The 23,788-nt window shown below is 71.4% G+C and carries 24 protein-coding genes and 1 pseudogene; 6 read left to right on the top strand and 19 right to left on the bottom strand.

What is annotated here, in order from left to right; all coding sequences use genetic code 11:
* The 7 genes and pseudogenes from A6Q79_RS05015 to A6Q79_RS04985 all read right to left on the bottom strand — a co-directional run.
* On the bottom strand, window positions 1-914 hold a 914-nt coding region (locus A6Q79_RS05015; protein ID WP_317696817.1), incomplete at its 3' end, for an MCE family protein.
* On the bottom strand, window positions 911-1,948 hold the full coding sequence (locus A6Q79_RS05010) for an MCE family protein (RefSeq protein WP_253024212.1): 1,038 nt from the start codon (window positions 1,946-1,948) through the stop codon (window positions 911-913). The genes A6Q79_RS05010 and A6Q79_RS05015, both read right to left, overlap by 4 nt.
* Complete coding sequence (locus A6Q79_RS05005) at window positions 1,945-2,958, bottom strand: MCE family protein (protein WP_286690728.1); 1,014 nt, start codon at window positions 2,956-2,958, stop codon at window positions 1,945-1,947. Before A6Q79_RS05005 ends, A6Q79_RS05010 begins: the two co-directional genes overlap by 4 nt.
* The gene (locus A6Q79_RS05000; protein ID WP_286690727.1) at window positions 2,955-4,256 is read right to left on the bottom strand and encodes an MCE family protein; all 1,302 of its coding nucleotides are present in this window, start codon (window positions 4,254-4,256) and stop codon (window positions 2,955-2,957) included. The genes A6Q79_RS05005 and A6Q79_RS05000 overlap by 4 nt, the downstream gene beginning before the upstream one ends.
* Window positions 4,253-5,155: an ABC transporter permease gene (locus tag A6Q79_RS04995; protein WP_083516164.1), complete on the bottom strand. Its 903-nt coding sequence runs from the start codon at window positions 5,153-5,155 to the stop codon at window positions 4,253-4,255. The genes A6Q79_RS05000 and A6Q79_RS04995 overlap by 4 nt, the downstream gene beginning before the upstream one ends.
* Window position 5,156: 1 nt before the next feature.
* A complete protein-coding gene (locus tag A6Q79_RS04990; RefSeq protein ID WP_236749853.1) occupies window positions 5,157-5,906 on the bottom strand; it encodes an ABC transporter permease in 750 nt (249 codons plus the stop codon).
* Between the two features lie 414 nt (window positions 5,907-6,320).
* Window positions 6,321-6,917: pseudogene (locus tag A6Q79_RS04985) on the bottom strand (ABC transporter ATP-binding protein); the annotation flags it as partial.
* A 374-nt stretch (window positions 6,918-7,291) separates the two neighbouring features.
* Here A6Q79_RS04985 and A6Q79_RS04980 point away from each other — a divergent pair.
* Together A6Q79_RS04980 and A6Q79_RS04975 are read left to right on the top strand one after the other, a co-directional pair.
* On the top strand, window positions 7,292-7,504 hold the full coding sequence (locus A6Q79_RS04980; RefSeq protein WP_286690726.1) for a helix-turn-helix domain-containing protein: 213 nt from the start codon (window positions 7,292-7,294) through the stop codon (window positions 7,502-7,504).
* Window positions 7,505-7,676: 172 nt separating this feature from the next.
* On the top strand, window positions 7,677-8,924 hold the full coding sequence (locus A6Q79_RS04975; RefSeq protein ID WP_286690725.1) for a helix-turn-helix domain-containing protein: 1,248 nt from the start codon (window positions 7,677-7,679) through the stop codon (window positions 8,922-8,924).
* Between the two features lie 169 nt (window positions 8,925-9,093).
* Here the strand turns inward: A6Q79_RS04975 and A6Q79_RS04970 are convergent, their stop codons facing one another.
* The 4 genes from A6Q79_RS04970 to A6Q79_RS04955 form a co-directional block, all read right to left on the bottom strand.
* Window positions 9,094-9,744 carry a hypothetical protein gene (locus A6Q79_RS04970; RefSeq protein ID WP_317696809.1) on the bottom strand — a complete coding sequence of 217 codons (651 nt, stop codon included), beginning with the start codon at window positions 9,742-9,744 and terminating at the stop codon, window positions 9,094-9,096.
* A gap of 85 nt (window positions 9,745-9,829) precedes the next feature.
* Window positions 9,830-10,477 (bottom strand): hypothetical protein, encoded by a 648-nt coding sequence (locus A6Q79_RS04965; protein ID WP_286690723.1) that lies wholly within the window; start codon window positions 10,475-10,477, stop codon window positions 9,830-9,832.
* Between the two features lie 82 nt (window positions 10,478-10,559).
* Window positions 10,560-11,195, bottom strand: a complete 636-nt coding sequence (locus A6Q79_RS04960; protein ID WP_286690722.1) for a hypothetical protein — start codon at window positions 11,193-11,195, stop codon at window positions 10,560-10,562.
* Window positions 11,196-11,375: 180 nt separating this feature from the next.
* Window positions 11,376-12,011, bottom strand: coding sequence for a hypothetical protein (locus tag A6Q79_RS04955; RefSeq protein ID WP_286690721.1), 636 nt, complete (start codon window positions 12,009-12,011; stop codon window positions 11,376-11,378).
* A 938-nt stretch (window positions 12,012-12,949) separates the two neighbouring features.
* Here A6Q79_RS04955 and A6Q79_RS04950 point away from each other — a divergent pair.
* A complete protein-coding gene (locus A6Q79_RS04950; RefSeq protein WP_289016813.1) occupies window positions 12,950-13,447 on the top strand; it encodes a hypothetical protein in 498 nt (165 codons plus the stop codon).
* 169 nt (window positions 13,448-13,616) lie between these two features.
* Here A6Q79_RS04950 and A6Q79_RS04945 read toward each other — a convergent pair whose 3' ends face one another.
* The 3 genes from A6Q79_RS04945 to A6Q79_RS04935 form a co-directional block, all read right to left on the bottom strand.
* Window positions 13,617-14,153: a hypothetical protein gene (locus A6Q79_RS04945; protein WP_286690719.1), complete on the bottom strand. Its 537-nt coding sequence runs from the start codon at window positions 14,151-14,153 to the stop codon at window positions 13,617-13,619.
* A gap of 160 nt (window positions 14,154-14,313) precedes the next feature.
* Window positions 14,314-15,669, bottom strand: coding sequence for an LPXTG cell wall anchor domain-containing protein (locus A6Q79_RS04940; RefSeq protein WP_317696803.1), 1,356 nt, complete (start codon window positions 15,667-15,669; stop codon window positions 14,314-14,316).
* Between the two features lie 182 nt (window positions 15,670-15,851).
* Window positions 15,852-17,165: a hypothetical protein gene (locus A6Q79_RS04935; protein ID WP_317696800.1), complete on the bottom strand. Its 1,314-nt coding sequence runs from the start codon at window positions 17,163-17,165 to the stop codon at window positions 15,852-15,854.
* 576 nt (window positions 17,166-17,741) lie between these two features.
* Here A6Q79_RS04935 and A6Q79_RS04930 point away from each other — a divergent pair.
* Window positions 17,742-18,815 (top strand): helix-turn-helix domain-containing protein, encoded by a 1,074-nt coding sequence (locus A6Q79_RS04930; protein WP_317696797.1) that lies wholly within the window; start codon window positions 17,742-17,744, stop codon window positions 18,813-18,815.
* Window positions 18,812-20,098 carry a hypothetical protein gene (locus tag A6Q79_RS04925; protein ID WP_317696794.1) on the top strand — a complete coding sequence of 429 codons (1,287 nt, stop codon included), beginning with the start codon at window positions 18,812-18,814 and terminating at the stop codon, window positions 20,096-20,098. Before A6Q79_RS04930 ends, A6Q79_RS04925 begins: the two co-directional genes overlap by 4 nt.
* 4 nt (window positions 20,099-20,102) lie before the next feature.
* On the opposite strand, the gene A6Q79_RS04920 is transcribed toward A6Q79_RS04925, so the two are convergent.
* Complete coding sequence (locus A6Q79_RS04920; RefSeq protein WP_317696791.1) at window positions 20,103-20,657, bottom strand: hypothetical protein; 555 nt, start codon at window positions 20,655-20,657, stop codon at window positions 20,103-20,105.
* A 46-nt stretch (window positions 20,658-20,703) separates the two neighbouring features.
* On the opposite strand from A6Q79_RS04920, the gene A6Q79_RS04915 reads away from it, so the two are divergent.
* Entirely contained in the window at window positions 20,704-21,210 is a 507-nt protein-coding gene (locus A6Q79_RS04915; protein WP_317696788.1) for a helix-turn-helix domain-containing protein, read from the top strand.
* Window positions 21,211-21,212: 2 nt separating this feature from the next.
* Here A6Q79_RS04915 and A6Q79_RS04910 read toward each other — a convergent pair whose 3' ends face one another.
* The 4 genes from A6Q79_RS04910 to A6Q79_RS04895 form a co-directional block, all read right to left on the bottom strand.
* A complete protein-coding gene (locus tag A6Q79_RS04910; protein WP_083516544.1) occupies window positions 21,213-21,599 on the bottom strand; it encodes a heat shock protein transcriptional repressor HspR in 387 nt (128 codons plus the stop codon).
* Window positions 21,600-21,604: 5 nt separating this feature from the next.
* Window positions 21,605-22,759, bottom strand: a complete 1,155-nt coding sequence (gene dnaJ / locus A6Q79_RS04905) for a molecular chaperone DnaJ (protein ID WP_286690715.1) — start codon at window positions 22,757-22,759, stop codon at window positions 21,605-21,607.
* An 81-nt stretch (window positions 22,760-22,840) separates the two neighbouring features.
* Window positions 22,841-23,446 carry a nucleotide exchange factor GrpE gene (locus tag A6Q79_RS04900; RefSeq protein ID WP_286690714.1) on the bottom strand — a complete coding sequence of 202 codons (606 nt, stop codon included), beginning with the start codon at window positions 23,444-23,446 and terminating at the stop codon, window positions 22,841-22,843.
* A partial coding sequence (locus tag A6Q79_RS04895) for an Hsp70 family protein (protein ID WP_317696782.1) occupies window positions 23,443-23,788 on the bottom strand: 346 nt, incomplete at its 5' end. The genes A6Q79_RS04895 and A6Q79_RS04900, both read right to left, overlap by 4 nt.

Raw genomic sequence — 23,788 nt, 5'->3', positions numbered from 1 at the left:
GCCTTGCGCTGGGGGTCGTAGGCCCGCAGGAAGTTCTGCAGGACGAGCGGCACGAGCCGCACCGTCTCCTCCAGCGCCTGGCGCTGGTTGACGAGCACCCGGGTCGGGCCCTGCAGGTTCTCGACGCTGGTGCGCAGCGCTCCGCGGTTGTCGCGGATGAAGTCGTCGACGATCGCGAGCGCCTGGCCGAGGTTGTCGATCGCGGCGGCGAGGTCGCCGCTGCTGTCGGCGAGGTAGTCGTTGACCTCGGCGAACTGGCGGTTGACGTTGGCGACCGACGTGTCGTTCTCCACCAGCATGTCGTTGAACTCCTTGACGTTGCCGATCGTCGCGAAGAGGTCGTCGCCGGAGTCGGCCAGCGTTCCCGACGCGTCGCCGAAGTCGCTGATCAGCTGGTTGATCTTGGTGCCCTGGCCGCGCAGGTTGCGGTCGGCGACGTCGAGGAAGCGCGACAGCGCGCCGTCGCGGTTCGCGCCGTCCGGGCCGAGCTTCTCGCTGACGTCGGTGAGGCTGGCGTAGAGGTCGTCGATCTCGACCGGCACGGCGGTGCGGTCGATCGGCAGCACGGCGCCGTCAGGCAGCTCGGGGCCCGACACCCACGGCTTCGTCAGCTGCACGAACCGGTCGGACACCAGCGTGGGCGCGACGATGACCGCGGCGGTGTCGTCGGCGGCCGCCTCACCGTGGTCGAGACGCATCGTCACGGTGACGCCCGCGGGACCGGGGTCGACACCCGTGACCTTGCCGACCGGGACGCCCAGCATCTGCACGTCGGAGCCGACGTACAGCCCGACGCTGGACTCGAAGACTGCCTTGACGGTGGTGCGGTCGCGGTCGGCGGTGGCCCGCCAGCCGACGGTGGCCACGACGGCGAGCGCCACGACGACGGCGAGCACGAGGCTGCGGCGTCTCACTGGCCGCCTCCCTTCTTCGGCTTGCAGTCCCGGACGACGTCGTTGCGCAGCTCGGGGCTGCCGGAGGAGTCGAACAGGCCGCAGATGTAGGAGTCGATCCACGGACCGTTGCCGGTGGCCGACGCGAGCGTGCGGTAGTACGGGGCCAGACGTCGCAGCGACGCCTCGAGCTGCCCCTGGTTGGCCTGCAGGATCCGCGCGACCTGGTCGAGCTTGGCCAGGGCGGGACGCAGCTGGGCCTCGTTGTCGCGGACCAGACCGACGAGCTGGGTGCCGAGGCGCTTGGTGCCGTCGAGCAGGGCCTGGACGGTCTGGCGGCGGGCGGCGAGCTCGTCGAGGAGCGCGCTGCCGTCCTGCAGCAGCTTCGCGAACTCGGCGTTGCGGTCCTTGAGGGTGCCGCTGACCTCTCGGGTCGACTTCAACAGCCGGGCGAGCTCGTCGTCGCGCTTGGCGATGACGCGCGAGAGGTCGGTGAGGCCCGAGACCGATTCGCGGACGGCCTTCGGCGTGTCCTGGAACGCGTCGGACAGGACGTCGAGGCTGGTCTCGAGCTGATCGGTGTCGATGGCGCCGATCGTGTCGGACAGGTCGGAGAAGGCGGCGTTGACGTCGTAGGGGGTGCTCGTGCGCTGCAGCGGGATGGGACCGTCGAGCTCCCCCGCGCCGAGCGGGTCGACCGCCAGGAACTTCTGGCCCAGCGTCGTCTTGACCTTGATCGCGGCGCGCGACTGCGGGCCGATCCGCACCCCCTTGGCGCGGAAGGTGACGAGCACCGACGCGCCGTCGAGGTCGAGGTCGGTGACCTCGCCGACCTTGACGCCGGCCACGCGCACCTCGTTGCCGGGCTTGAGGCCGCCCGCCTCCGCGAAGCGCGCCTGGTGGGTGGCGCCACCGCCGACGACGGGGAGCGCCTGCGCGTTGAACGCCAGGAGGAACACGACGGCCATCACGGTGAGCCCGACGACCGCGATCCACACGCGGTTGCGCTCCCCGAACGCGGTCGGGAAGGAGCGGGCCTTGCGGGACGGGCTCATGCGGTGCACCTCTTCGCGACCGGCTTGGCGCCGAGATCGCCGAAGTAGCCCTCGGGCCGCGGGATGACGCCGGTGATCTCGCACTCGTAGAAGTTGATCCAGGACCCGTACGACGCGGTGCGGCCGATCCGGTCGAGCTTGACGGGCAGCCGCGCGAAGAACGTGTTCAGCGTGTCCTCCGCGTCGGCCAGCTGCGCCGACAGGTCACCGAGGGACCCGATCGACGCCTTGAGAGGCTGGCGGCCCTCCTCCAGCAGGTTCGAGACGCTGGTCGTGAGCCGGCCCATGCCGTCGAGGGTGTCGCCGATCGTCTTGCGGTCCTCGGCCAGCCCCGAGACGAGCTGCTGGAGGGTGACGATCGTGCGGTCGAGCTCGTCGGTGCGGCCGTTCACGGTGTCGAGCACCTGGGTGAGGTTGTCGATCAGCTCGCCGATGACCCGGTCCTTCTGCGCGAGCGTCGACGTGAGGCTCGCGGTGCTCGACAGCAGACCCTCGACGGTGGCGCCCTCCCCCTGGAAGACGGCGATGATCTGACCACTCAGCGCGTTGACGTCCTTCGGGTCGAGGAACTGCATGAGCGGCTGGAACCCGTTGAACAGCATGGTCAGATCGAGCGCGGGGCGGGTCTCGCGCAGCCCGAAGGTGTGACCGGCGGGCAGCGAGCCGTCCGTGCTGGTCTCCGGCGGCTCGAGGGAGATGTAGCGCTGGCCGACGAGGTTGCGGAACCGCAGCTGCGCGATCGTGCCGCGTGGCAGCCGCACCGCGTCCTGCACGGTGAACTCGACGCCGGCGACCCGGTTGTCGTGCACGCGCACGTCGGTGACGGTGCCGACCTTGACGCCGGCCATACGGATGTCGTCGCCGCGGTTCAGGCTGGTGGCGTCGGAGAACAGCGCCGTGTAGCGGCTCGTGGAGCCGGGCGTGGAGTTGCGGATGGTGCCCGCGAGCATGACGGTGGCGAGCACCGTGACGACGGTGAACACCACGCTCTTGACGATCGTCGCCCTCATCGCAGCTCCACCTCCGTGCCGCGCAGCGTCGGGCCGACGAGCAGGCTGGCCCAGCGCGGGTAGTCGTCGGGGCTCATGCCCTGGCTCGGGCCCATGAGCTCGGCGATGAGCTGGTTCTCGGCCGGGGAGTTCGCGTCGTCCAGGCCTGGCGACGCGACTGCGGACGCACGGGTGTCGTAGGCCGGCGGCGCGATCGCGGCGGGCTGGGCCGACGAGGCCGCCGCACGGGATCCGGCGCCGGTGGGCACGTAGGGGCACGACGGCGTGCCGCCACCGCCGAACCGGGGCGTGTCGCGACCCGGCTGGTAGCCGCTGCGCGGCGGGCTGACGTTGAGCACGACCTTCAGGCCGGGCTTGCTCGTGCCCTTGCCGAGCGCCTTGTCCATCCGGGGGATGAACTGGCGCGCCGAGCGCAGCAGGCACGGGAAGGTGCGGGCGTAGGGCGCGGCGGCCTCGAGCGCCTTGCGGCTCTCTCCGGAGAGGATCTCGATGGTGTTGGCGTTGGACGCCACCCAGCCGCGGCTCTCGTCGGCCGACGCGATGACCCGCTGGTACACCTCGGTGAGCGCCGAGCCCTTGTCGACGAGGGTGCTGGACGTGGTGGTGAGGTCGTCGAGCGCGGTCAAGAGGTCGGGCGCGGCGTCGGCGTAGGTGTCGGCGACGGTGGCGAGCCGGCCGAGGTCCTCGGTGAGCAGGGGGACGCTCGGCTGCAGCCGTTGGACGTACTCGCCCCACGCCTGCAGGGTGTCGCCGAGCTCGCCGCCGCGGCCGCGCAGCATCGTGGCCAGCTCGTTGAGCGTGGCCTGCAGCTTCTCCGGCTGGATGGACTTCAGCAGCGGCAGGAGCTCGTCGAGCACCTTCTGCAGCTCGATCGCGTCGGACGAGGCGTCCTGGTGGATCGTGGCACCGGCCTCGAGGTGGTCGCCGGCCGACGCCGACGTCGACTGCAGGTCGACGTACCGCTCGCCGAAGAGCGTCTTGGGCAGCAACCGGGCCGTGGTGTCGGGCGACAGCCGCTTCAGCACGTCGGGCTTGAGGGCGAGCGTGAGCACGGCACCGTCGGGAGCGGTGCTGATCTTGGCGACCTCGCCGACCGGCACGCCGTGCAGCTTCACGTCCGACCCCTTCTGCAGGGCGTTGCCGACCGAGTCGGTCCGCAGCTCGACGTCGGAGCGCGGCACGAACGCGCGGTTGTAGGCGAGCACCGCACCGCCGACCAGCGCGACGACGACCAGCCCGTAGGTGAGCCCGAGCAGCACGTCGACCCAGCGCGGCGCCTCGCGACGGCGCGCGCTCATCCGGCGATCCTCACGGTCGTGGTGGTGCCCCAGAGCGCCATGGAGAGGACCAGGTCGAGCACGGCCACCGTGACGATGCTGCGACGGACCGCCGTGCCCACGGCGATGCCGACGCCGGCGGGGCCACCGTGTGCGGTGAACCCGAGCCGGCAGTGGATGAGGATGATCAGCACCGCGAACACGAGCACCTTCGCGAACGACAGCAGGATGTCGATCGGCGGCAGGAACAGCGAGAAGTAGTGGTCGTAGGTGCCGGCCGACTGCCCGTGCAGGTACACCGTGACCATGCGCGCACCGAAGTAGGAGGTGAGCAGGCCGATGACGTACAGCGGGATGATCGCGATGAATCCGGCGACCACGCGGGTGGTGACGAGGTAGGGCACGCTGGGCACCGCCATGACGGTGAGCGCGTCGACCTCCTCGTTGATGCGCATGGCGCCGAGCTGGGCGGTGAACCCCGAGCCGACCGTGGCCGACAGCGCGAGCGCCGCGACGAGCGGGGCGATCTCGCGGGTGTTGAAGTAGGCCGAGATGAAGCCGTTGAGCGCCGACGTGCCGATCTGGTCGAGTGCGGCGTAGCCCTGCATGCCGACGACGCTGCCCACGAACAGCGTCATGCCCAGCATCACGCCGATGGTGCCGCCGATGACGGCGAGGGCGCCGGAGCCGAAGCTGACCTCCGAGAGCAGACGCAGCACGTCGCGCGGGTAGCGCTTGACCGTGGCCGGGATCCAGGCGAGCACGCGACCGTAGAAGCGCAGCTCGGCACCGGCCGACGCGATCGCGTCGAGCGGACGGTCCCACCAGCGCGGCGGCCGGTCGTCGACTCCGAGCTCGGCGAGCGTCGGCTCGGGACGCGGCGCGCGGGCACCGGGACCCTGGGCGGGCGTGAGCGTCATGTCAGGCTCCCTTGCCCGGGACGAGCTGCAGGTACAGCGTCGTGACGACGAAGTTCACGAAGAACAGCAGCAGGAACGTGATGACGACTGACTGGTTCACCGCGTCGCCGACGCCCTTCGGCCCCGGCGCGGTGTTGAGGCCGCGGTGGCAGGCGACGATGCCGGCGATGAAGCCGAAGATCACGGCCTTGAGCTCACCGACCCACAGGTCGGAGATCTGCGCGAGGGCGGTGAAGCTGGCCAGGTAGGCACCGGGCGTGCCGCCCTGGACCATGACGTTGAAGACGTAGCCGCCGACCACGCCGACGACGGACACCAGACCGTTCAGCAGGACGGCGGCGCCGATGCACGCGAGCACCCGCGGCACGACGAGCCGCTGGACGGGGTCGACGCCGATGACCCGCATGGCGTCGATCTCGTCGCGGATGCGCCGCGAGCCGAGGTCGGCGCAGATCGCCGCGCCGCCGGCACCGGCGATCACCAGGCTGGTGACGATGGGTGCCGCCTGCTGGACGACGGCGAGCACGCTGGCCGCGCCGGTGAAGGACTGCGCGCCGACCTGGACGGTCAGGGTGCCGAGCTGGAGCGCGATGACGGCACCGAACGGGATGGCCACGAGGATCGCGGGGATCCAGGAGACGCTCACGACGAACCAGAACTGCTCGAGGGTCTCGCGCGCCGCGAACGGCCGGCGGAAGGTCGCGCGGGTGGCGTCGAGCGCGAGGGCGAAGACGTCTCCGGTCGCGGTCAGGGAGCGGGTGACCGCCCCCGACGTCGGATTCGCCTCCGCTCGGTGGGTGTCGTCGTCGTCGGCCACGTAGAGGGGCGCGTTGCCGGCGCTGACCCGCTCGCGGTGCCGGACCGAGCTGGGTCGTGCCACGCCGGAGCGCGGCTCGAGCTGACGCGGCAGCACCTCGATGGCCCGGGCGCCGCCGCCGCGGATCGGCCCGCCCGGCCCGTAGTCGACAGGCTCGTCGAAGAGGTCGATCGTGCGGTGGTCGTTCTCCTCGCTCATGCCGATCGGACCCTCGGGGTCGCCGCTCATGAACTGGCTGACGACGGGGTGGTCGGTGAGGAGGAACTCCTCGCGCGGCCCGAACATCACGAGCTCGCGACGGTAGAGCATGCCCAGGTTGTCGGGCAGCGTGCGGGCGAGCTCGATGTTGTGGGTGACGACGAGCATGGTCGCGTCCGTCGCGGTGTTCACGTCGACGAGCAGCTGCGCGAGGTTGGAGGTGCGGACCGGGTCGAGGCCGGAGTCGGGCTCGTCGATGAGGATGATCTCGGGGTCGGTGACGAGCGCGCGGGCGAGACCGGCGCGCTTCTTCATGCCGCCGGAGATCTCGCCGGGCACCTTGTGCTCCGTGCCGAGCAGGCCGACCATGTCGAGCCGGTCGAGCACGACCTGGCGGATCTCGTCCTCGCTCATCCGGGTGTGCTCGCGCAGCGGGAAGGCGACGTTGTCGTAGACGTTCATCGAGCCGAACAGGGCGCCGTCCTGGAAGAGCACGCCGAACTTCTTGCGCAGCTCGAGGCGGTGGGCCTCCTTCACCGAGACCATGTCGACCCCGTCGATGAGCACCTCGCCCCGCTCTGGGTCGACGATCCCCATGAGGGACTTGAGGAAGACCGACTTGCCCGTGCCCGACGGGCCCAGCAGCGCGGTGATCTCCCCCGGCGGCAGCGTGAGCGTGACGTCGTGCCAGATGTTCTGGCGGCCGAAGGTCTTGGTCAGCCCCCGTACCTCGACGCTTCCGCCCATGGTGTCCTCGTCCCTCCGTCGACCGTCCGCGGGACGCGTGCACGATGCGTCCAACCGTGGCGACCGTAGGTGTGTCGTGCGCCACCCCGCCAGGGCCGCACCCCACCCGGAGCAAACTTCACCTTTTCGTAACCTTTGCTTGTCAGGTGCATGACAACTTTCGATCGCCGCCGCCTCCGCGGTCGTCGACCGCGCGGGTTCGGCTACCCATGAGTCGCAGGACGGGCACGTCGCGGTGCCGACGATCTCGCGTCGCACCCCGCGCCAGGCGAGGTCTCCGTGGTCCGCGCGCGTCGCTGCCACGACCTAGGGGACTGGGTTGTGCTACTGATCCGTCTGTCGACCGATGAGTCGCACTAGGACACGCTGCCTGCGTGAGCGAGCCACTGCAGCACGTCGTCGGGCAGCGCCTGCGCGCGCACCGCCAGCGGCTGGGCCTCAGCCAGGAGAAGCTGGCCGACCAGCTCGGCTACCACCGCACGTACCTCGGATCGGTCGAGCGCGGCGAGCGCAACCTGACGCTCGTCAGCCTCGAGCAGCTGGCCGAGCGGCTCGGCGTCGACCCGCTCGACCTGCTCCGACCCTGACACCTCCCGTCGGCCTCTCAGGAAGTTGTAACCCGCGTCACAACTTCCTGATCGATTCGTCCCCTCCCCCTCCTCGACCCTGGACTCGTCCCGGCACGGTCCGTTGACTGACGCTCGAGGGAACGTCCGAGCGCCCCCGCACTGCGCCCGGACACGAGCGAGGGGGAGACACATGACCGCATTGACCCACCACGGCTCCGACAGGGAAGCCACCCGTACGTCCACCCGCACCAGCCTGCGCGAGGCGCTCGGGCTGCCGCTGCTGCCCGCCGACGTCGTCGCCGCCTACCGGCCGCGCTCGGTGGAGCTGACCCGGCGCATCGTCGAGCGCATCCGCGCCGAGGTGGCCGGCTTCGCCGCGCAGGGCGACCCGAAGATCCACCTCGGCATCGACGAGGCGATCCGTCGCGCCGTCGAGCTGTTCGTCGACACGATCGCGGGAGCCCCGACCCAGGGCACGGAGGTGTTCACCTTCTACCAGTGGGTCGGTAGCTACCAGTCGACGGCGGGACTGAACCTCGACGCGATGCGCGCGGCACACCAGATCGCGACGCAGGAGTCGTGGACCGACCTGCAGCTCGCGGCGAGCGAGCTGGGCCAGTCGGCCGAGGTCGTCAGCGCCCTCGGCGCGGGCCTGCTCGCCTACCAGAAGCGGCTCTTCGAGCACGCCGTGCGCGGGTTCGCCCGGGCCAGCGCCCGCGCTCGCCGCGACCACGACGAGGGCCGCGCGGCCATGCTCGTCGGGCTGCTGCGCGGCACCTGCCCGTCGGAGCTGGCGATGCTGGCGGAGCGATGTTCCTGGACGCTCCCCGACGAGGTCGTCGTCGCGGTCACCCGCGACACTGAGGAGACGACACGCCTGGCCAGCACCTTCACCGGGGCGCTCTCCGGCGTGCAGCACGGCCGACTCATCGTCGTGGCCGCGCCGGACGTCACGCACGCGCTCGCCCGCGACGTCGCGGACCGCACCGGCGAGGCGGTGTCGCTCGCGTGGAGCGTGCCCCCGGCCCAGACCCACCTGGCGTGCCGTTGGGCGTCGCGCGGTCTCTCGCTGCTGCAGGAGGGCGTGATCTCGGCGGCCGCCGACGGCCTGGTGGAGGTGGAGCAGCACCAGGACCTGCTGTGCACGCACGCCGACCCCGCCCTGCGGCGCCTGCTCGACGAGCGCGAGCTCGCGCCGCTGCTCGCCCAGACCCCGAAGCGGCGCATGGCGCTCGCCGAGACGTTGCTGCTGTGGCTGCAGACGCACCACAGTGCTCCGGCCCTGGCGTCCGAGCTGGGCGTGCACGACCAGACGGTGCGTCACCGCCTGCGTCGCCTGCGCGACCTCTTCGGCTCGCGCCTGGAGGACCCCACCCAGACGGCGACGCTCCTCAACGCACTGGAGTCGAGCATGCTGCGGTGGCGCCGCGCGGTCTGACCGCGCGGAAGGTGGCGCGGGCCCAGGAGGCTGTCGTCTCGGCAGATCGGAAGGCGTTCCCGAGCCCGCGCCACCTTCAGGATACCGATGCGTAGCAGCCTGAAAAGGCTTCGTCCACGAGCCGTCCCCTAGCGTCGGCCGCCTGCTCGCCTCAGCCTCGACTCGAGTCTCACGACCCGCTGATGTTGATGTCGCCGTCCGGCGAGGTGAGCTGGAGCCTCATCGAGAGGTTGATGGGCTGACCGTTCCGCACCTGCCCCAGGCAGCCGACCACACCGGACGTCGTGAGATCACCGGTGAAGCCCCTCTCCTCGATGACCAGCTGCTGCGTGGCCTCGTTGAAGGAGGCGGCGGCGCGACCGCTCACCGTGATCGAGCAGACGGCGTTCCTCCAGGTGAGACTGAGGTGGTCCAGGTGGCCCTCCACCACGTCCGCCGCTCCGGACGTCGCAGGTCCGTCGGCATGGAACTGCCACTCGCCGGCCGTCGTGGTGGCCATGGCTCCCCCAGGGAACGTGCAGCCCCGGAAGTCGAACGTGGGGAACCGCAGGATGTCCGTGACCGGGTACCCGGCCTGCGCCGCGGCCAGAGCCGAGGCCCGTACGGTCGCCGAGGTGCAGCCCCAGGTGAGTGTGGGGGACGCCCAGCCGACGGACATCGTCGTCGTGGCGGTGATGGGGTGAGCAGCTGTCGCTGAGTTCCCACCGATGGCAACGCGGTAGGCGTTACCGGTCGCGACTGCCGGGCCCACTCCGGCGGCGAGGGCGAGAGCTGCGGCAGCGGCACCGAGGGCTCGTCGCGAGATACGCGTGATCGTCATGAGTCCTCCTGGACTGAAAGGGATGGTCGGTGTCACTTCGCGGCCATCAGCGGAACATCAGGCATCAGGAGCCGGCCGCCCGACCTCACGACCCGCTGATGTTGACGGCACCGTCGGGCGAGGTGAGCTGCAGGGTCATGCTGAGGTTCATCGCCTGCCCGTTCTGCACCTGGCCAAGACATCCCTGGACCTGTGAGATCTTGAGGTTCCCCGTGAAGCCGGACTCATCGACGGTCAGCTGCTGCGAAGCCTCGTTCAGCGACGCTCGCATGGAACCGCTGACCGTGAAGTCACAGATCGCGTTCCGTGCTCTGATGGTGACGCCATCGATCCGGCCCTGGACGACGTCGCTGCTCCCCGACGTGGCCGGACCGGTGACGTGGAAGGCCGCCGGAGCGGTCAACGACGTCGCAATCGATCCTCCGGGCCATACGCAGCTGAACAGCAGTGCGCGGATCTGTAGGACGTCGGTCACGCCCGCGCCGGAGCTGACGTCCGACACAGGGCTCGCCGGGATCCTTGCCTGCGTGCAGCTCCAGGCCAGGATCGGCGAAGCCCATGAGACGACCTCGGAAGTGGCGGCCGTGACGGAGTGCGCCCCCGGCACAGAGGACCCGCCAACGGCGACGGTGACGCTGTTCCCCGCCGCAGTTGCCGGGCCGAACCCGACGGAGAGGGCGAGGGCGGCGGCAAGAGCCAGGATGGTGCGACGTGCGATGCGTGGGACGGCCATGAGGACTCTCCTTCTCGAGCAGTTCCGGAGCAGGTCGGCCCCGCGTCGGACGTGACGCGGGGCCGACCTGGACGGAACGGGACTACTCCGCGATGACGCCGTTCGTCACCGTGATGTCGACGGTGTTGCCCGAGCCGGGCACCAGGCTGTTGATCAGCGGGGTGTTGATGCCGCAGTTCTCGAACTTGCCGATCGTGTAGGTGCCGACGAGCTCGCCGCCGTTGATGAGGTCGAAGCCCTCGTCCGGGCGCGTGCCGACGGGAATGGTGACGGGCACCTTGGTCTGGCACTTCGAACCGGCGAACGTCGGGAAGCCGGCGACCTTGATGTTCGACAGCTTCACGTAGTACGTCGCGGTGGAGCTGACCTGCGCCTGCGTCTGCGTCAGGTTGATGTTGCCCGTCAGCGGCGCGGCCTCGACGAAGTCGACGTTCGCCTTGACCGGGAGGAACCCGGCGATCTTGAACTCGGTCGAGGTGCCAGGCAGGGGCAGCGAGCCGGTGAAGTCACCGGTGTCGATGTCGAGGTCGGTGCGCAGCGTGGTGGGGCCGAGCGCGACGTCGGAGTTCGTCTTCGCGATGTGCGACGTGCCCTGGGCGTCGTAGTTGATGGTGACGATCGTGGCGGCGTGTGCCGCCAGCGGGACGAGCGCGACGGCCGCGCCGGTGGCTGCCACGGCAGCGCGCTGGCGCCAGCGGGCGGTGGGGGTGGTGGTCATGTGTGCTCCTTGGGAGGTGGGCGCCCCTGGGCCGCTGCGCGGACCGCGACGCGGAGATCGAGCCGTGAGTTCTCGGAGGTGCTGGAGGGGCGTCGAGCACGTGCTCCACGCCCCGTGGGGATGCGGGTGGGGCCGAGGTTCGCTCGACCCCACCCGACGTCGCTGGCGAGTCCGTCAGGTTCAGCTGACGTTGATGGCGCCGTCGGGCGACGTCACCTGGAAGTTGCCGGTGAAGTTCGCGGACTGACCGTTCTGCACCTGGCCGAGGCAGCCGGTCACGTTCGAGACCTTCAGGTTGCCCGTGAAGCCGGTCTCGTTGACGTTGAGCTGCTGGTTGGCCTCGTTGAAGCTGCCGTTGGCGGAGCCGGTGACGGTGAAGCGGCAGACGGCGTTCGAGACGACAGCGGTGATGTTCTCCACGTGACCACTCACGACGTCGGACGAGCCGCTGGTGGCGGCGCTCGTGCCGTGCAGCTTCCAGGAGCCGCTGGTGGTGACCGTGAGGCTCCCGCCGGGGCCCGTGCAGCCGCTGAAGTTGATCTTGTTGATGGCGGCGATGTCGACCACGCCGGTGCCCGAGGACACCGTCGAGGCCGGCGACGACGGAACGGCCGCGCTGGTGCAGCTCATGCTGAGGGTGGGGACCGCGAAGCTGAGCGATCCCGTCGACGCAGCGGTGATGTTGTGGGTCCCGGCAGCGGAGCTGCCGCCGACCGCGACGGTGTAGGAGCTGCCGGTGGCGAGCGCCGGACCCGCCGCCGCGACTCCTGCGAGAGCGAGGGCGGCGGTACCGATGGCTGCGTGCTTGATCTTCATGGTGTTCCTTCCGATCTGCCGATGAGGTCATGTGACCGCGGTCACGACCCCATGGCGTCACAGCCGACCTCGACCCGGCAAGCCCTCTTCCAGTCCGAGCGAACGAACGCGCGCAAAATTGTCATGCACCTGACAACTTCCGCCCACATCGGTCGTGAAGCTCCGGACGGTCATCGCGCCGCGTCGGCAACGGCGCTTGTCACGTCCGTGACAACTTCCGGCCACTCACGCGTGCGCACCGTCCCTGACCGTTGACGCGTGCGGTTCGGATTGAGACGGTGCTCACATGCCGCGGCCTTCACGTGCCGGGGCGAGACGCCTTCGCGTTCTTGCCACCGCCATTCCCCTCGTTCTGAGCGCGCTTGCTCTCGTCGGCGCGTCGACCCCCTCGGCGGGAGCAGCGGACGGTCCGGTTCCGGGCTTGCCCTTCATCCCTTGCCCGAGCATCGGCGCGGAGTATCCGGAGGGGACGCTCAACAGCTGTGAGTCACTGCCGGATCCTGATCGCTACGCCACGAACGGCTCTTGGCTGAACTTCCCTCAAGTTGGCCGCGCCGGCTCACCGAAGACCAAGCAGTGGGCCCAGGTCCCGCTCTCGATGATGTCGACCTCCGTGATCTTCACCTACAAGAACTGGCCAGACGGGGCCGCCGGGGAGAAGACTGGTACGGAGTTCTGGTACGACACGCAGGCTTTCTTCGTGTCACCCTCCGGCTCCCCAGCCCCCTACGGATATTCCGCACCGATACATGTCCGGACTCTCGCATTCGGGTCCGTCCCGGCCGAGATCACGCTCCAAGTTCGCCAGGAGCGTCGTGCCGACGGCGTGCCCGAACCACTGAGGTTTCGACCTCACGACTACACCCTGAGCAGGGGGGGGGAACGACACGACCTCGGTCGTGGAATCAGCATCGCTCGAGGCAAGGGTGAGCATCGGAGTGACCCGCCTCAAGGTCGACGGGGTGGACGTCCAACTAGGCCCTCGTTGCAGCACCGGATCCCTCGGAGCCGTGAATCTCAGCAGCCGACGTCTCGCGGTCGACTCCGATCCCACACTCGTCAACCCGCAGCGGAACATGGAAGACGTGGTGTTCGATCCAGAGATCTACCAGTACGGCATCAACGGTGGGACCTTGCAGGGCACGATCGACATCCCGGCTTTCGTCGGCTGCACCACTGCTTCCGGCGACGACGTGTCCCCGCTCCTGACGGCCGCCGTCTCGGAGGACGGCGCTCCGTTGTCGATCCGCATCGGAGCGACCAACTGCCAGATCTACGACGAGAAGTTCGACGCCCGGCCGATCCCTACGGGCGTGACCCGCCCCGACGATCCCCGAGCTGGGTGCTTCGACTCCACCCACCCGAACCCGAAGATCGTGACCGTACCGAAGCCTTTCCCCATCCCGGACGAGGCTCCGCGCACCGCCCGTCGCTGAGGGGGCCGGGGCCGTCCCGGGGTCTCACCGGGAGACGAGAACGCCGAACGCGGAACCTTGCGAAGCCGAAGTGCGCCAGTGGACGGGGCCGCTGGGGAACGGGTGCGCGAGAGATCTTGAGCACCGCTGGCCCGGGGCGACCTTCAGTCTGCGCGCTGCGCCGGCACTCTCACCTGACCGTGACCACCCCGTCCGGCGAGGCGAGGTCGAAGGTGACCTTCCAGTCGACCGCCCCACCGTCGCGGATCTGCCCCAGGCATCCGACGACACCGCTCTGACGCAGGCGCCCAGAGCGTCCTGTCTCGACGACCTCGAGACGCTGTGTCGCCTCGTGGAACCGCACACGAGCCTCGCCGACGACCGAGAACCTGCAGGCCGCGTTCGCCTGGTCGATCCGCACGTGCCGCAGCACGCCGTCGACGACGTCGGCACCACCTCCGGTCGCGGGCCCCGTGAGGTCGAGCTGCCACGTGCCGACGTGGACATGGCTGATGACGCTCAGCGGGCCGCTGCACCCGGTGCTCGACCCGCCTGGCACGACGGCGAACGCACTGGAGCTCGCGCCCGACCGGACCGTCAGGTCGAGCCGGGTGCTGGAGCACCCGGTGCTCAGGGAGGAACCACTCTGCGTCTCGTACACCCACTGTGGCGACGCGATGCTCGACGCGGTGACAGGGTGGTCGGACCCTGAGTCGCTTCCTCCCACGGCTACCTCATGGCTCCCGGCCGAGGCAGGAGCGGCGACGCACACCGACGCCACCGGCACGGCCACTCACAGCAACCCTCTCGTGTGAAGGTGACAAGTCCTCACGAAGGCAGGGGGCGGCGGACCGTCCGGCCCACCAACCCCACCCCAGCGTCCTACGTCAGCCCACCCGGTGCCGCGGGCGGCGACGGGAGCGGTAGCCGATCGCCCCCGCGCCGACCAGCAGCAGGGCAGCGCCGAGACCGACGAGCTGCGCGTCGACCGAGGTGCCCGTGTCCGGGAGGCTCGCCGCGCCACCAGCGCCCACTCCACCTGCGCCCGAGCCACCGGCGGAGTCGACCACCGTGATCGCCTGCCACGCGAGCAGCGCGCCCGACGCGGCGTCGTACACCGCGATCCGGTGTCGTCCGAGGTCGACGCCCTGCGGGATCCGCACCCGCACCGTGCCGTCGGCCGCCACCGTGTGGGTGCCGAGGTTGGTGGGGGTCGAGAACAGCATCACGACGACCTTGTCGCCGGCGCGCTTGGGACTCAGCTGGAGCGTGAGCACGTCGCCGCGCTCCACCGTCGTCGAGCCCTTCACGATGTCCGTCGACGGCTGTCCGGCCGCCGGGGGCTTCGGGTCGGTGCCACCGCCCGGCGGAGTCGTCGGCGGCGTGGTGGGTGGGGTCGACGAATCGGCCGCAGCCACCTTCCGGCTCGAGGCGTCCGACGACTTCTGCTCGTCGATGCCGTCGACCGAGCGGCTGGCCGTGGCACGGAACGTGATCACCGCGCCCTCGAGCTCGGCGGTGAGCGGCAGCTTCAGTCCGCCCTGGTCGAGCTTCTGCCCGTCGGCCCACCAGGAGCCGTCGACCGTCAGCTCACCACCGGTGAACGTCGCGGGGGTGGCCGTCAGCGTCTTGCCGACCTTGGCCGTGCCCGACAGCCTCGTCGCGGTCTTCACGGCCACCTGCGCGAGCACCGGGCCGACCTGGCCCTCGCTCACCGACTCCGCCGTGGCGTCGTCCTCGGCGCGCTCGGCGACGCTGACGTACCGGATCGAGGCGCCGACGTGCTCGGACGTGAGCGTGAGGGTGGCGCCGGTCGCCGCGGTGCGCCTGCCGTCGACCATCCAGTAGCTGGTCACGCCGGCCTCGGGATCGCTGAACGTGGCCGGCGACCCGGTCACCGTCTGGCCGACGATCCGCTTGCCCTCGACGGTGGCGGGCTTCGTGACCGTCAGGTCGACCGGCTTGGCGCGCACGGTGCGCGGCTCCGACGTCGCCTGCGCGAGGTTGGCGCCCGGCTCGGTCGCGCCGTCGCGCGACACCGTCTGGCGGACCGTGACCGGCTTCCCGACGAGCGCGTCGGTGAGCACCAGGGTCTTCTCGGTCGCACCGTCGATCGGCTGACCGTCGGCGAACCACTGGAACGCGACCATCGCGTCGTCGTCGCTCGACGGGGCGGGCGAGGCGGTGAGCGTCTTGCCGACCACGGCGTCGCCCTCGATGAGAGTACGCCGGGAACGCCTCACCCGGACGGATCGCCTCGGCGCTGTAGTAGATCGTCGAGCCGACGTCGTCCTTGGTCAGCGTGTAGGTGTCTCCCTCACCGACCACGGTCACGAAGTCGCGGTACCACTTGTGCGAGATCGTCACGTCGGGCGAGTCGTCGTTGAACACCGCAGGCTTCGCGACCTTCAACGTCGCACCCACCTCAGGCGTCCCCTCGACCGTCGGCGGAGAGACCTCGGCCAGCTTCACCCGGACGGTCAACGGATCCGAGACCGACTCCACCTCCACGTCGTCGGCGAAGTAGCCCACCGTCACGAACCGGACCTTCTTGCCCACCATGTCCTCGGTCAGCAACAGCTCCTTCGCATCCGGCGTCCCCTGACCCCCCCCTCACCACGCTCGGGCCCTCGGCCTTCACCACGCTGATCGTCGAGGAGTCCGAGACCAGGGGGTCGCCGGCGTCCGGGAACGCCGCGCTGGTGCGGAAGGCGATCGTGCTGCCCACCTGGGCGGAGGTCACCGCGAACGTCGGCTGGTCCTGCGTGCCGGCGACCGGCTTGCCGTCCACGAGCCACTGGGTGGTCACGTCGTCGGAGGCCGGGTCGAAGGTCGCAGCCTTGCCCGTGAGCGTGTCACCGGGACGCGCGGCGCCGTTGGTGGCACCGGAGACCTGGGACGGCGCCGTGACCTTCGGGCCCTCGGGTGCCGCCGTGTCCGCGACGATGACCGCGCTGTGCCCGGACGCCGTGCCGACGGACACGAGGCTCGCCCCCGACAGTCGCGTCGGGAGCTTGCGCAGCTCGATCATGACGCCGGTGTCGGGGCTCCAGCCGTCGAACTCCCCGTCGCGCGTGAGGTACTGGCCGGCACCGGTGTCGGCGACGGCGACGTGCGCGAGCGGCTTGGCCAGCAGCGCCGGAGTGGCACCGCCGCGTCGCACGGGACGGGTCGGGGCCAGCTGGTCGTTGATCCCGAGGTCGAGGAAGGCGCCCGACGTCGTCAGCGCGGTGGCCGTCGTCAGGCTCGCCACCTGCTTGCCCTGGGTCACCGGGTTCTCCGACGCCGTGACGGGTGCGGTCGAGCTGGACGGTGCCCACTGCAGCACCTTCTGGTCCTTCGTCAGCACGCGGACGATCGGTCCGGCCGCACCGGACAGGAAGCCGCCCCGGACCTCGGTGACCTCGGGCAGGTCGGCGGGCACGCTCCACCGCACCCCGCTGCGGCCGAATGCCTCGACCGAACCGTCCTCGCAACGCACCACCGCGAAGTCGACGGTGCCGCCGACCGAGAGCTGGGTCGCTGGGCACAGGTCAGCGGGCGGCTGCGGTGCGGGCTGGTCGCCCCCGAACCGGTTCCACGTCGTCACGTCGCCGCTCGCCGTCACGACGCCGAGGACCGGCCCGCTGACGTCGACGTCACGGACCGTCGACCCGTCGAGACCGGCAGGCACCTGCAGGTTCGACGACCCGTAGAAGTGCACCTCCTGACGGTCCGTCAGCGCCACGACGTTGTCCACGTTCCCAGTGCGCGATCCGGTCGCCGCTGGTCGGCAGCGCCGCCTGGCTGGGGGCCGCCACGACCACCAGGCCGGCCACCGCCACCACACCTGCAGCGACCGCGGCGGTCGTCCGTCGAGATCCGAGCCTCATGGGTGTCCTTCCGTACCGACATCGGGGGGCACGACGTCCCTGGGTGCGGGACGGCGCGGACGCAGCACAGTGCGCTGGGTCACATGTCTGGCCAGACCGTGTCGTACGCGGCGGGTCGGCGTCGCGCGTTCGGAGCCGGCAGTCGCAAATCGGCGCGGTTCTTGTCACCCGCATGACAAGAACCGGGTGGGCAACGCTCGGCCGGTCGCCGCCGACGCGCGTCGTGAGGCACAGTCCTCGACGGGGGCGCGGTCCGGAGTGGACCGTCCGAGCGACGACAGGAGGGCACGGCCCTGCGCACCACGTCCGACCCCGGCCCGACCGCGTCGCAGCGTCGGCGCATCGTTGACGTGCGCCCGATGGCGGGGTAGAACTCGGTGCAGCCACACGAGTCATCGGAACGGGGAGCCGACGATGGGACCTGGATCGCACGGATCCGCGCCATGACGCTGTCCGCGGACCGCCCCACGTCCGACCTCGTCGCCTCCCACGCCCGGCGCCTGCGTCGCGAGGTGCCCGAGCTGGCCGCCTCGATCGTCGACGCCGTCTGCGCGCGCATCGCCTACTACGGCGAGTCGCCCCGCCACCCGATCGTGGTCGAGGCGGTCACCACCGCGCTGCACCGCTTCCTCGACGAGCTCGACGGCGCACCCCACCGCGACCGCGGTCTCGACGAGATGTTCCGCTCGGTCGGTCGCTGCGAGGCGCGCGCGAGCCGATCCCTCGACGACTTCCACCTGGCGCTCGGCACCGGCACGCGCACGGCGTGGTCACGGTTCCAGCACCTGACCGTCGACGGCACGACGCCTGCGGTCGTCTCCGACGGCCTGCTCGCGTTCGTCGACCACCTCGTCGCGCAGGTGGAGGCCGGACACACCGAGACCGTGCGTCAGCGCGAGGCCGACCCGAACCGCGCCCGCGCCGTGCTCGCCGAGCAGCTCCTCACCGGCACGGCCGAGCCGGGCAGCGACACGGTCTGGCGGATCCCGTCCTCGATCGTGCTCGCCGTGGCCGAGCTCGGGGGCGAACGCCGCGACCTCGGCGCCGCCGTGGGCTGGGCCGTCGAGCCCGCCGACGTGCCCTCGGCGTTCCGCTGGGCGCGGCGGGCGCTCGAGCTGGTGCGTCGCGGGGTCATCCCCGACGCGCAGGTGGTCGACTGTCGGGCGCACCGCACGCAGATCTGGCTGCACGCCGAGCCGACGCTCCGCCAGCAGCTCGGGCAGGAGCTGCTCAGCCCGCTGCTGGCCGAGACCCCGAACTCGCGCGAGATCCTGTCCGAGACGCTGCTCGTCTGGCTCGAGACCCGCGACAGCGCCCCGGCGATCGCCGCGCGCCTCGGGGTGCATCCGCAGACGGTCCGCTACCGCTGGAAGCGCATCAACGAGCTGTTCGGCGAGGCGATGCACGACACCGAGTTCCTCGTGCAGCTGACGATGCTGCTCAAGGCGAGCGTGCCGCTCTGGAAGGCCGGCGACCAGAGCGACTTCGAACGCTTCCGGGCGGAGGACGCCCCGTGACCGCGGCACACGCAGCCACCGGCCTCTCCTCACGCGGCCCACACCGGTGCCTCGCGCTCACCTTCGTCCTCGGGGCGCTGCTCACCGCGTCGACCGTCAGCGTGTCGATGGTGCCCGACCTGCACTTCGACGGCTGGCGCTGGGTGCTGGCCGGTGTCGCCGTCCTCGCCGCCGCGCTGGCCGTGCCGGTGCACCGCGAGGCGGCGGCCGAGCTGGCCCGCCGACGCCTCGGTCCCGGCGTGCTCGGCAGCCTCGGCCTCGTCGTCGCCCTCGCCGCCACCGTCGTCGAGACGTTCGTCGACGCCACCCCGACGATGGCCGTCGCCGTCGTCGCGTCGGCGGCCCTGCTCAGCGTCGTGCTCCGCTGGCGCGGGCAGCAGAGCCTCGTCGACCTGCCCAGCGCGGTCACCGTCGTGGTCACCGTCGGCGCCGTCGCGGCCGGCGCGGGATGGGGCGTCGCCGACAGCCCCGAGCGCGGGCTCCTGGTCGCGGCCGCGGGCCGGCGTCGCCCGCCGCGACATCGGGCTGCCGAGCCCGACCGCCGTCGCCGAGGTCGCTGCCGCCGACGTCGTCCTGCTCGACAAGGACGGCACCGTCACCACCGGGGGCCTCCGGGTCACGTCGGTCGACCCCGTCGAGCCCGACCACGACCGCAACCTGCGCTGGTTCGCCGGCGCCCTGCAGCACGAGCGCGACGACCGGGTCGCCCGGGCGATCTCCCGACTCTCCGGCCGCGGCCGGGTCACCGAGGTGCAGAGCCATGGCGACGCGGGCGTCTCAGGTCGGTCGACGCGCGCGTGCTCGGCACGCTCACCGTCGGCGACGACGTCCGCCCCGACGCCGCCGAGGGCGTGCAGGCCCTGCGCGACCTCGGCCTCGACGTCGCCCTCCGCTCCTCCGACACCGACGCCCGCACCCGCGAGGTCGGGCTCCAGGTGGGCGTCGTCGACGCTGCGGGCGACGTCGACGCGGCCGGGCAGGAGGCCGACGTCGAGACCCGCTCCCGTGAGGGCCAGCGGGTGCTGCACGTCGCGCCGTCGACGACGCTGGCCGACGACCTCGGTCTGCCCGACCTCGACGTGCTGCGGGTCGCCACCGCGCTGCGCGCGTCCCGCTCCGCCGTCAGGGCGGCGCGACGTGGGCTCGTCGTGGCGCTGACGTGCAGCGCGGTCGCGGGCGCCCTCGCCGCCGGGGGCCTGCTGGGTCCCGGTCTCGCGAGCGTCGCGGCCGGGCTCTCCGCGGGCGTCACGGCCCTGTCGTCGGGGTCTCGTACGGTCTCCTGACTTGTCACCCGCGTGACAAATTTCCGCCCGGTTCGGGTCGGTCGGACGAAGTGCGTTGACTCGACCCTGCGGCCCCTGTGACCGTGCACCCATGACGACGACGGGAGAGGTGCACCCATCCCTCCCGCACCACCCGTCGAACTCCCTCCCTGACGGGGCGGGGTTGCGTGGCCAGGTCGAGAGACTCGTGCGCGACTCCGTCCCGAACGGAGCGGTCGTCAGCGCTCGGCTCGCCGGCGCGTGCGTCGACGCGTTCCTCGCGCACGACGGCGACCCCCGGACCGCCGCACAGGCGGTGGCCGCCGAGTGCACGCACTTCGGCGAGCTGCAGACCGTGCACGGGCTGACCGACGACGACCTCACGGTCGCGCTGCGCGCCATCGGGCGGGGCCTGCGCCGCCACGTCATGCCGGTGCTGCTGCACCAGCTCGACCAGCTCGACTCCGAGGCGTTGTCGCGGTCGGTGCAGGAGTACCTGATGCGCATCCTCGGGCACATCCGCCAAGGCATGCAGACGATGCAGCGCTTCCACGCGCTCGCGCCGGAGCGGCGTCGTCACGCCCTGTCCCGCGCCGCGTTCGGCGCGGGAGACGTCCGGACCCTGCGTGGCTTCGCCCTGGCCTGCGGCCTCGACCCAGCCGTCCGCCTCACGCCGGTCGTGGCGACCGACCCCGACGCGGCCCTCGACCCGGCCCGTCGTACCCCTCGTCGAGCTACCCGAGGCCGCCCGCCTGACCCGCACGACCGCCGCCGTCGCCGTCCCGGGCGCGCCGGTCACGCAGACCCGCGACGTCCTGACGCAGGTGATGGTGCACGGCTCGCCCCTGCTCGCCGACCTGCTCACCGGCTCACGTCTCGGACCGTTCCTCGAGCTGCCTGCGGTGCGCCGCGCAGCCCTGGGGCGCACCGTCCTGGACTGGCTGGGGCACGGCACGCCCGTCAACGTGCTCGCCCGCCAGACGGGCACGCCTGCGCAGACCATCCACACGCGTCTCGCCACCGCGAAGCGCATGCTCGACGACCCGTTGACCGACCCCGACCGCCGCCTCGAGCTGCTCGTCGCCCTGCGCCTCGCCGTCCCGGGCTGGGAGGCGGAGGTCCAGAGCGCCTAGCCTCAGCGGCTGGGGCGGCGCCAGACGGTGAGCTGGGTCTGCTGCGCCAGCACCGGCAGGTTCTGCACCGTGCCGAGCGCGTGGTGCGCGGCCGCGAGCTCCGTCTGGAGCTCGGCGACCTTCTGCTGGAGGGCCAGCACCTGGTTCTCGAGCGCGATCACGCGCTTCACGCCCTCGAGGCCCAGGCCCTCGGCGGTGAGACGCGCGACGGTGCGCAGGAGCTCGACGTCGCGCAGCGAGTAGCGACGACCGCCGCCGCCGGTGCGACCGGCCTCGACGATGCCGAGCCGGTCGTAGGTGCGCAACGTCTGCGGGTGCAGCCCCGACAGCTCGGCCGCGACGCTGATGACGAACACCTTCGCGTCGGGACCCGGCGGGGTGAAGGGCATGTCGGTCATGCCGTCCCGACCTCCTCGAACAGGCCGTCACGCGGGGTGGCGGCGCCGCGCGCCTGACGCAGGGCCTCGACCGCCGCGCGCTGGGCGTCGTCGAGGTCGGTGGGTACCTGCACCTCCACGGTGACCAGCAGGTCGCCGCGGGTGCCGGCCTTCGTGGCCGCGCCCTTGCCCTTGGCGCGGAACGTCCGGCCCGACGGTGTGCCCGCCGGGACCTTCAGCCGCACCGGGGGGCCGTCGAGCGTCGGCACGCTGATCTGCGCGCCGAGGGCGGCCTCGTCGAACGCGACGGGCACCGTGATGGTCAGGTGGTCGCCCTTGCGGCCGAACATCGTGTGCGGCTCGACGTGGACGAGCAGGAACAGGTCGCCGTCGGGCGCACCGCCCTCGCCTCGTCCGCCCTTGCCCTTGAGCCGGATCTTCTGGCCGTCCTTCACCCCGGCCGGCACCCGCACCTGCAGGGTGCGGCTCGACGGGGCACGGCCCGTGCCGCGGCAGGTGGCGCACTCGTGCTCCACGACCAGGCCGCGACCGCGGCACTGCGAGCACGGCTCGGTCATCGCGAAGACACCACCGGACGCGCTCGTCTGCATGCCGCTGCCCTGGCACTTCGTGCACACCTTCGGCACCGTGCCGGGCTTCGCGCCCGTGCCGTGGCAGGTCGGGCAGGCCTCGTCGCTCGTCATCCGCAGCGGGAGGGTCGCGCCCTCGACCGCCTGCTGGAACGTGATCGTCGCCTCGGTCTCGATGTCGTCACCGCGACGTCCCTGCGGCGGGCGACGACGTCCGCCGCGACCCCCGCCGCCGAAGATGCCACCGAGCAGGTCGCTCAGGTCGAAGTCCGTGGCGTTCTGACCGCCGTAGCCGCCGCCGGGCTGGCCGAAGCCACCACCGCCGAAACCACCCTTGAACTGCCCGAACAGCGTCCGCTGCTCGTCGTACTGCTTGCGCTTCTCGGGGCTCGACAGGACGGCGTACGCCTCGGAGACCTCCTTGAAGCGCTCCTCCGCGGCCTTGTTCCCCGGGTTGGAGTCGGGGTGGTTCTCCCGCGCGAGCCTGCGGTAGGACTTCTTGATCTCGTCGGTCGACGCGTCCTTGGACACGCCCAGCGTCTTGTAGAAGTCCTTGCTCGCCCAGTCACTCGGGTTGCTCACGGCTCACCCCTTCCTCTCGTGTCGCGATGGTCTCTGGTGGTGCGGGCGGGGCGGCGACCGTGGTCGCCGCCCCACCGCCGCTCACTCGTCGTCGGAGGTCTCGGCCGACGTGGCCGGCGCGTCGCCCTCGGCGGGCTCGACGACCCCGACCTGCGCGTGCCGCAGGACCTCGTCGCCGACCTTGTAGCCGGTGCGCACGACCGGGCCGACCGACGTGACGCTCACCTCGGCGGACTCGCCCGCCGCGAACAGCGCCTCGTGCAGCCGGGGGTCGAAGGGGTCGCCCTCGGCACCGAACGCCTCCAGCTTGTGCGCCTTGAGCGCCTGCGTGAGCGCGTCGGCGACGGCCTTGAAGCCGCCCGAGAGCTCACCGTGCTGCTCCGCGCGGCCGATGTCGTCGAGCACCGTCAGCAGCGAGCGCAGCACCGCGGCCTCGCCCTGCTGGCGAGCCTGCGCGCGGTCGCGCTCGACCCGCTTGCGGTAGTTGACGTACTCGGCCTGCAGCCGCTGCAGGTCGGCGGTGCGCTCCGCGAGCTGCTGCTCGGCGGTCGGTTCGGTCGGCGCGTCGTCGGACGCAACCTCCTCGACGACCTCCTCCTCGCCCGTCGGCACCTCCACGGCCTCGTCGGCCACTCCCTCCCCGGCGGTCTCCGGGTCGGGAGTGGTGCCCTCGGGCTCGGACGTCACTTCTTCTCCTCGTCGTCGACGATCTCGGCGTCGACGACGTCGTCGTCGGAGTCGGTCGACTCACCGGCGGGAGCGTCGGTCCCAGCAGCCTGCTGCTCGGCGGCGGCCGCGGCGTACATCGCCTCGCCCATCTTCGAGCTCGACTCGCCGAGCTTGGTGACGGCTGCCTGGACGGCGTCGTTGTCGTCGCCCTCGAGCGCCGACTTCAGCGCGTCGACGTCGGCCTGGACCTGCGACTTCACGTCGTCGCCCACCTTGTCGCCGTTCTCGGCGATGAACTTCTCGGTGGTGTGGACGAGCGCCTCGGCCTGGTTGCGGGTCTCGACGGCCTCGCGACGCTTG

This window comes from Aeromicrobium sp. REDSEA-S32_B7 (genome assembly GCF_001626145.1).
In the GTDB taxonomy this organism is placed as follows: domain Bacteria; phylum Actinomycetota; class Actinomycetes; order Propionibacteriales; family Nocardioidaceae; genus Aeromicrobium; species Aeromicrobium erythreum.
The sequence above is the reverse complement of the archived record's forward strand: the minus strand, read 5'-3'. Positions and strand labels throughout refer to the sequence as shown.

Coding starts and splice junctions, on each gene's coding strand:
- A6Q79_RS05010 (WP_253024212.1), bottom strand. CDS start 1,948: ATGAGCCCGTCCCGCAAGGCCCGCTCCTTCCCGACCGCGTTCGGGGAG.
- A6Q79_RS04930 (WP_317696797.1), top strand. CDS start 17,742: ATGACGCTGTCCGCGGACCGCCCCACGTCCGACCTCGTCGCCTCCCAC.
- A6Q79_RS04910 (WP_083516544.1), bottom strand. CDS start 21,599: ATGCCCTTCACCCCGCCGGGTCCCGACGCGAAGGTGTTCGTCATCAGC.
- A6Q79_RS04955 (WP_286690721.1), bottom strand. CDS start 12,011: ATGAAGATCAAGCACGCAGCCATCGGTACCGCCGCCCTCGCTCTCGCA.
- A6Q79_RS05000 (WP_286690727.1), bottom strand. CDS start 4,256: ATGAGCGCGCGCCGTCGCGAGGCGCCGCGCTGGGTCGACGTGCTGCTC.
- A6Q79_RS05005 (WP_286690728.1), bottom strand. CDS start 2,958: ATGAGGGCGACGATCGTCAAGAGCGTGGTGTTCACCGTCGTCACGGTG.
- A6Q79_RS04970 (WP_317696809.1), bottom strand. CDS start 9,744: ATGACGATCACGCGTATCTCGCGACGAGCCCTCGGTGCCGCTGCCGCA.
- A6Q79_RS04995 (WP_083516164.1), bottom strand. CDS start 5,155: ATGACGCTCACGCCCGCCCAGGGTCCCGGTGCCCGCGCGCCGCGTCCC.
- A6Q79_RS04975 (WP_286690725.1), top strand. CDS start 7,677: ATGACCGCATTGACCCACCACGGCTCCGACAGGGAAGCCACCCGTACG.
- A6Q79_RS04965 (WP_286690723.1), bottom strand. CDS start 10,477: ATGGCCGTCCCACGCATCGCACGTCGCACCATCCTGGCTCTTGCCGCC.
- A6Q79_RS04960 (WP_286690722.1), bottom strand. CDS start 11,195: ATGACCACCACCCCCACCGCCCGCTGGCGCCAGCGCGCTGCCGTGGCA.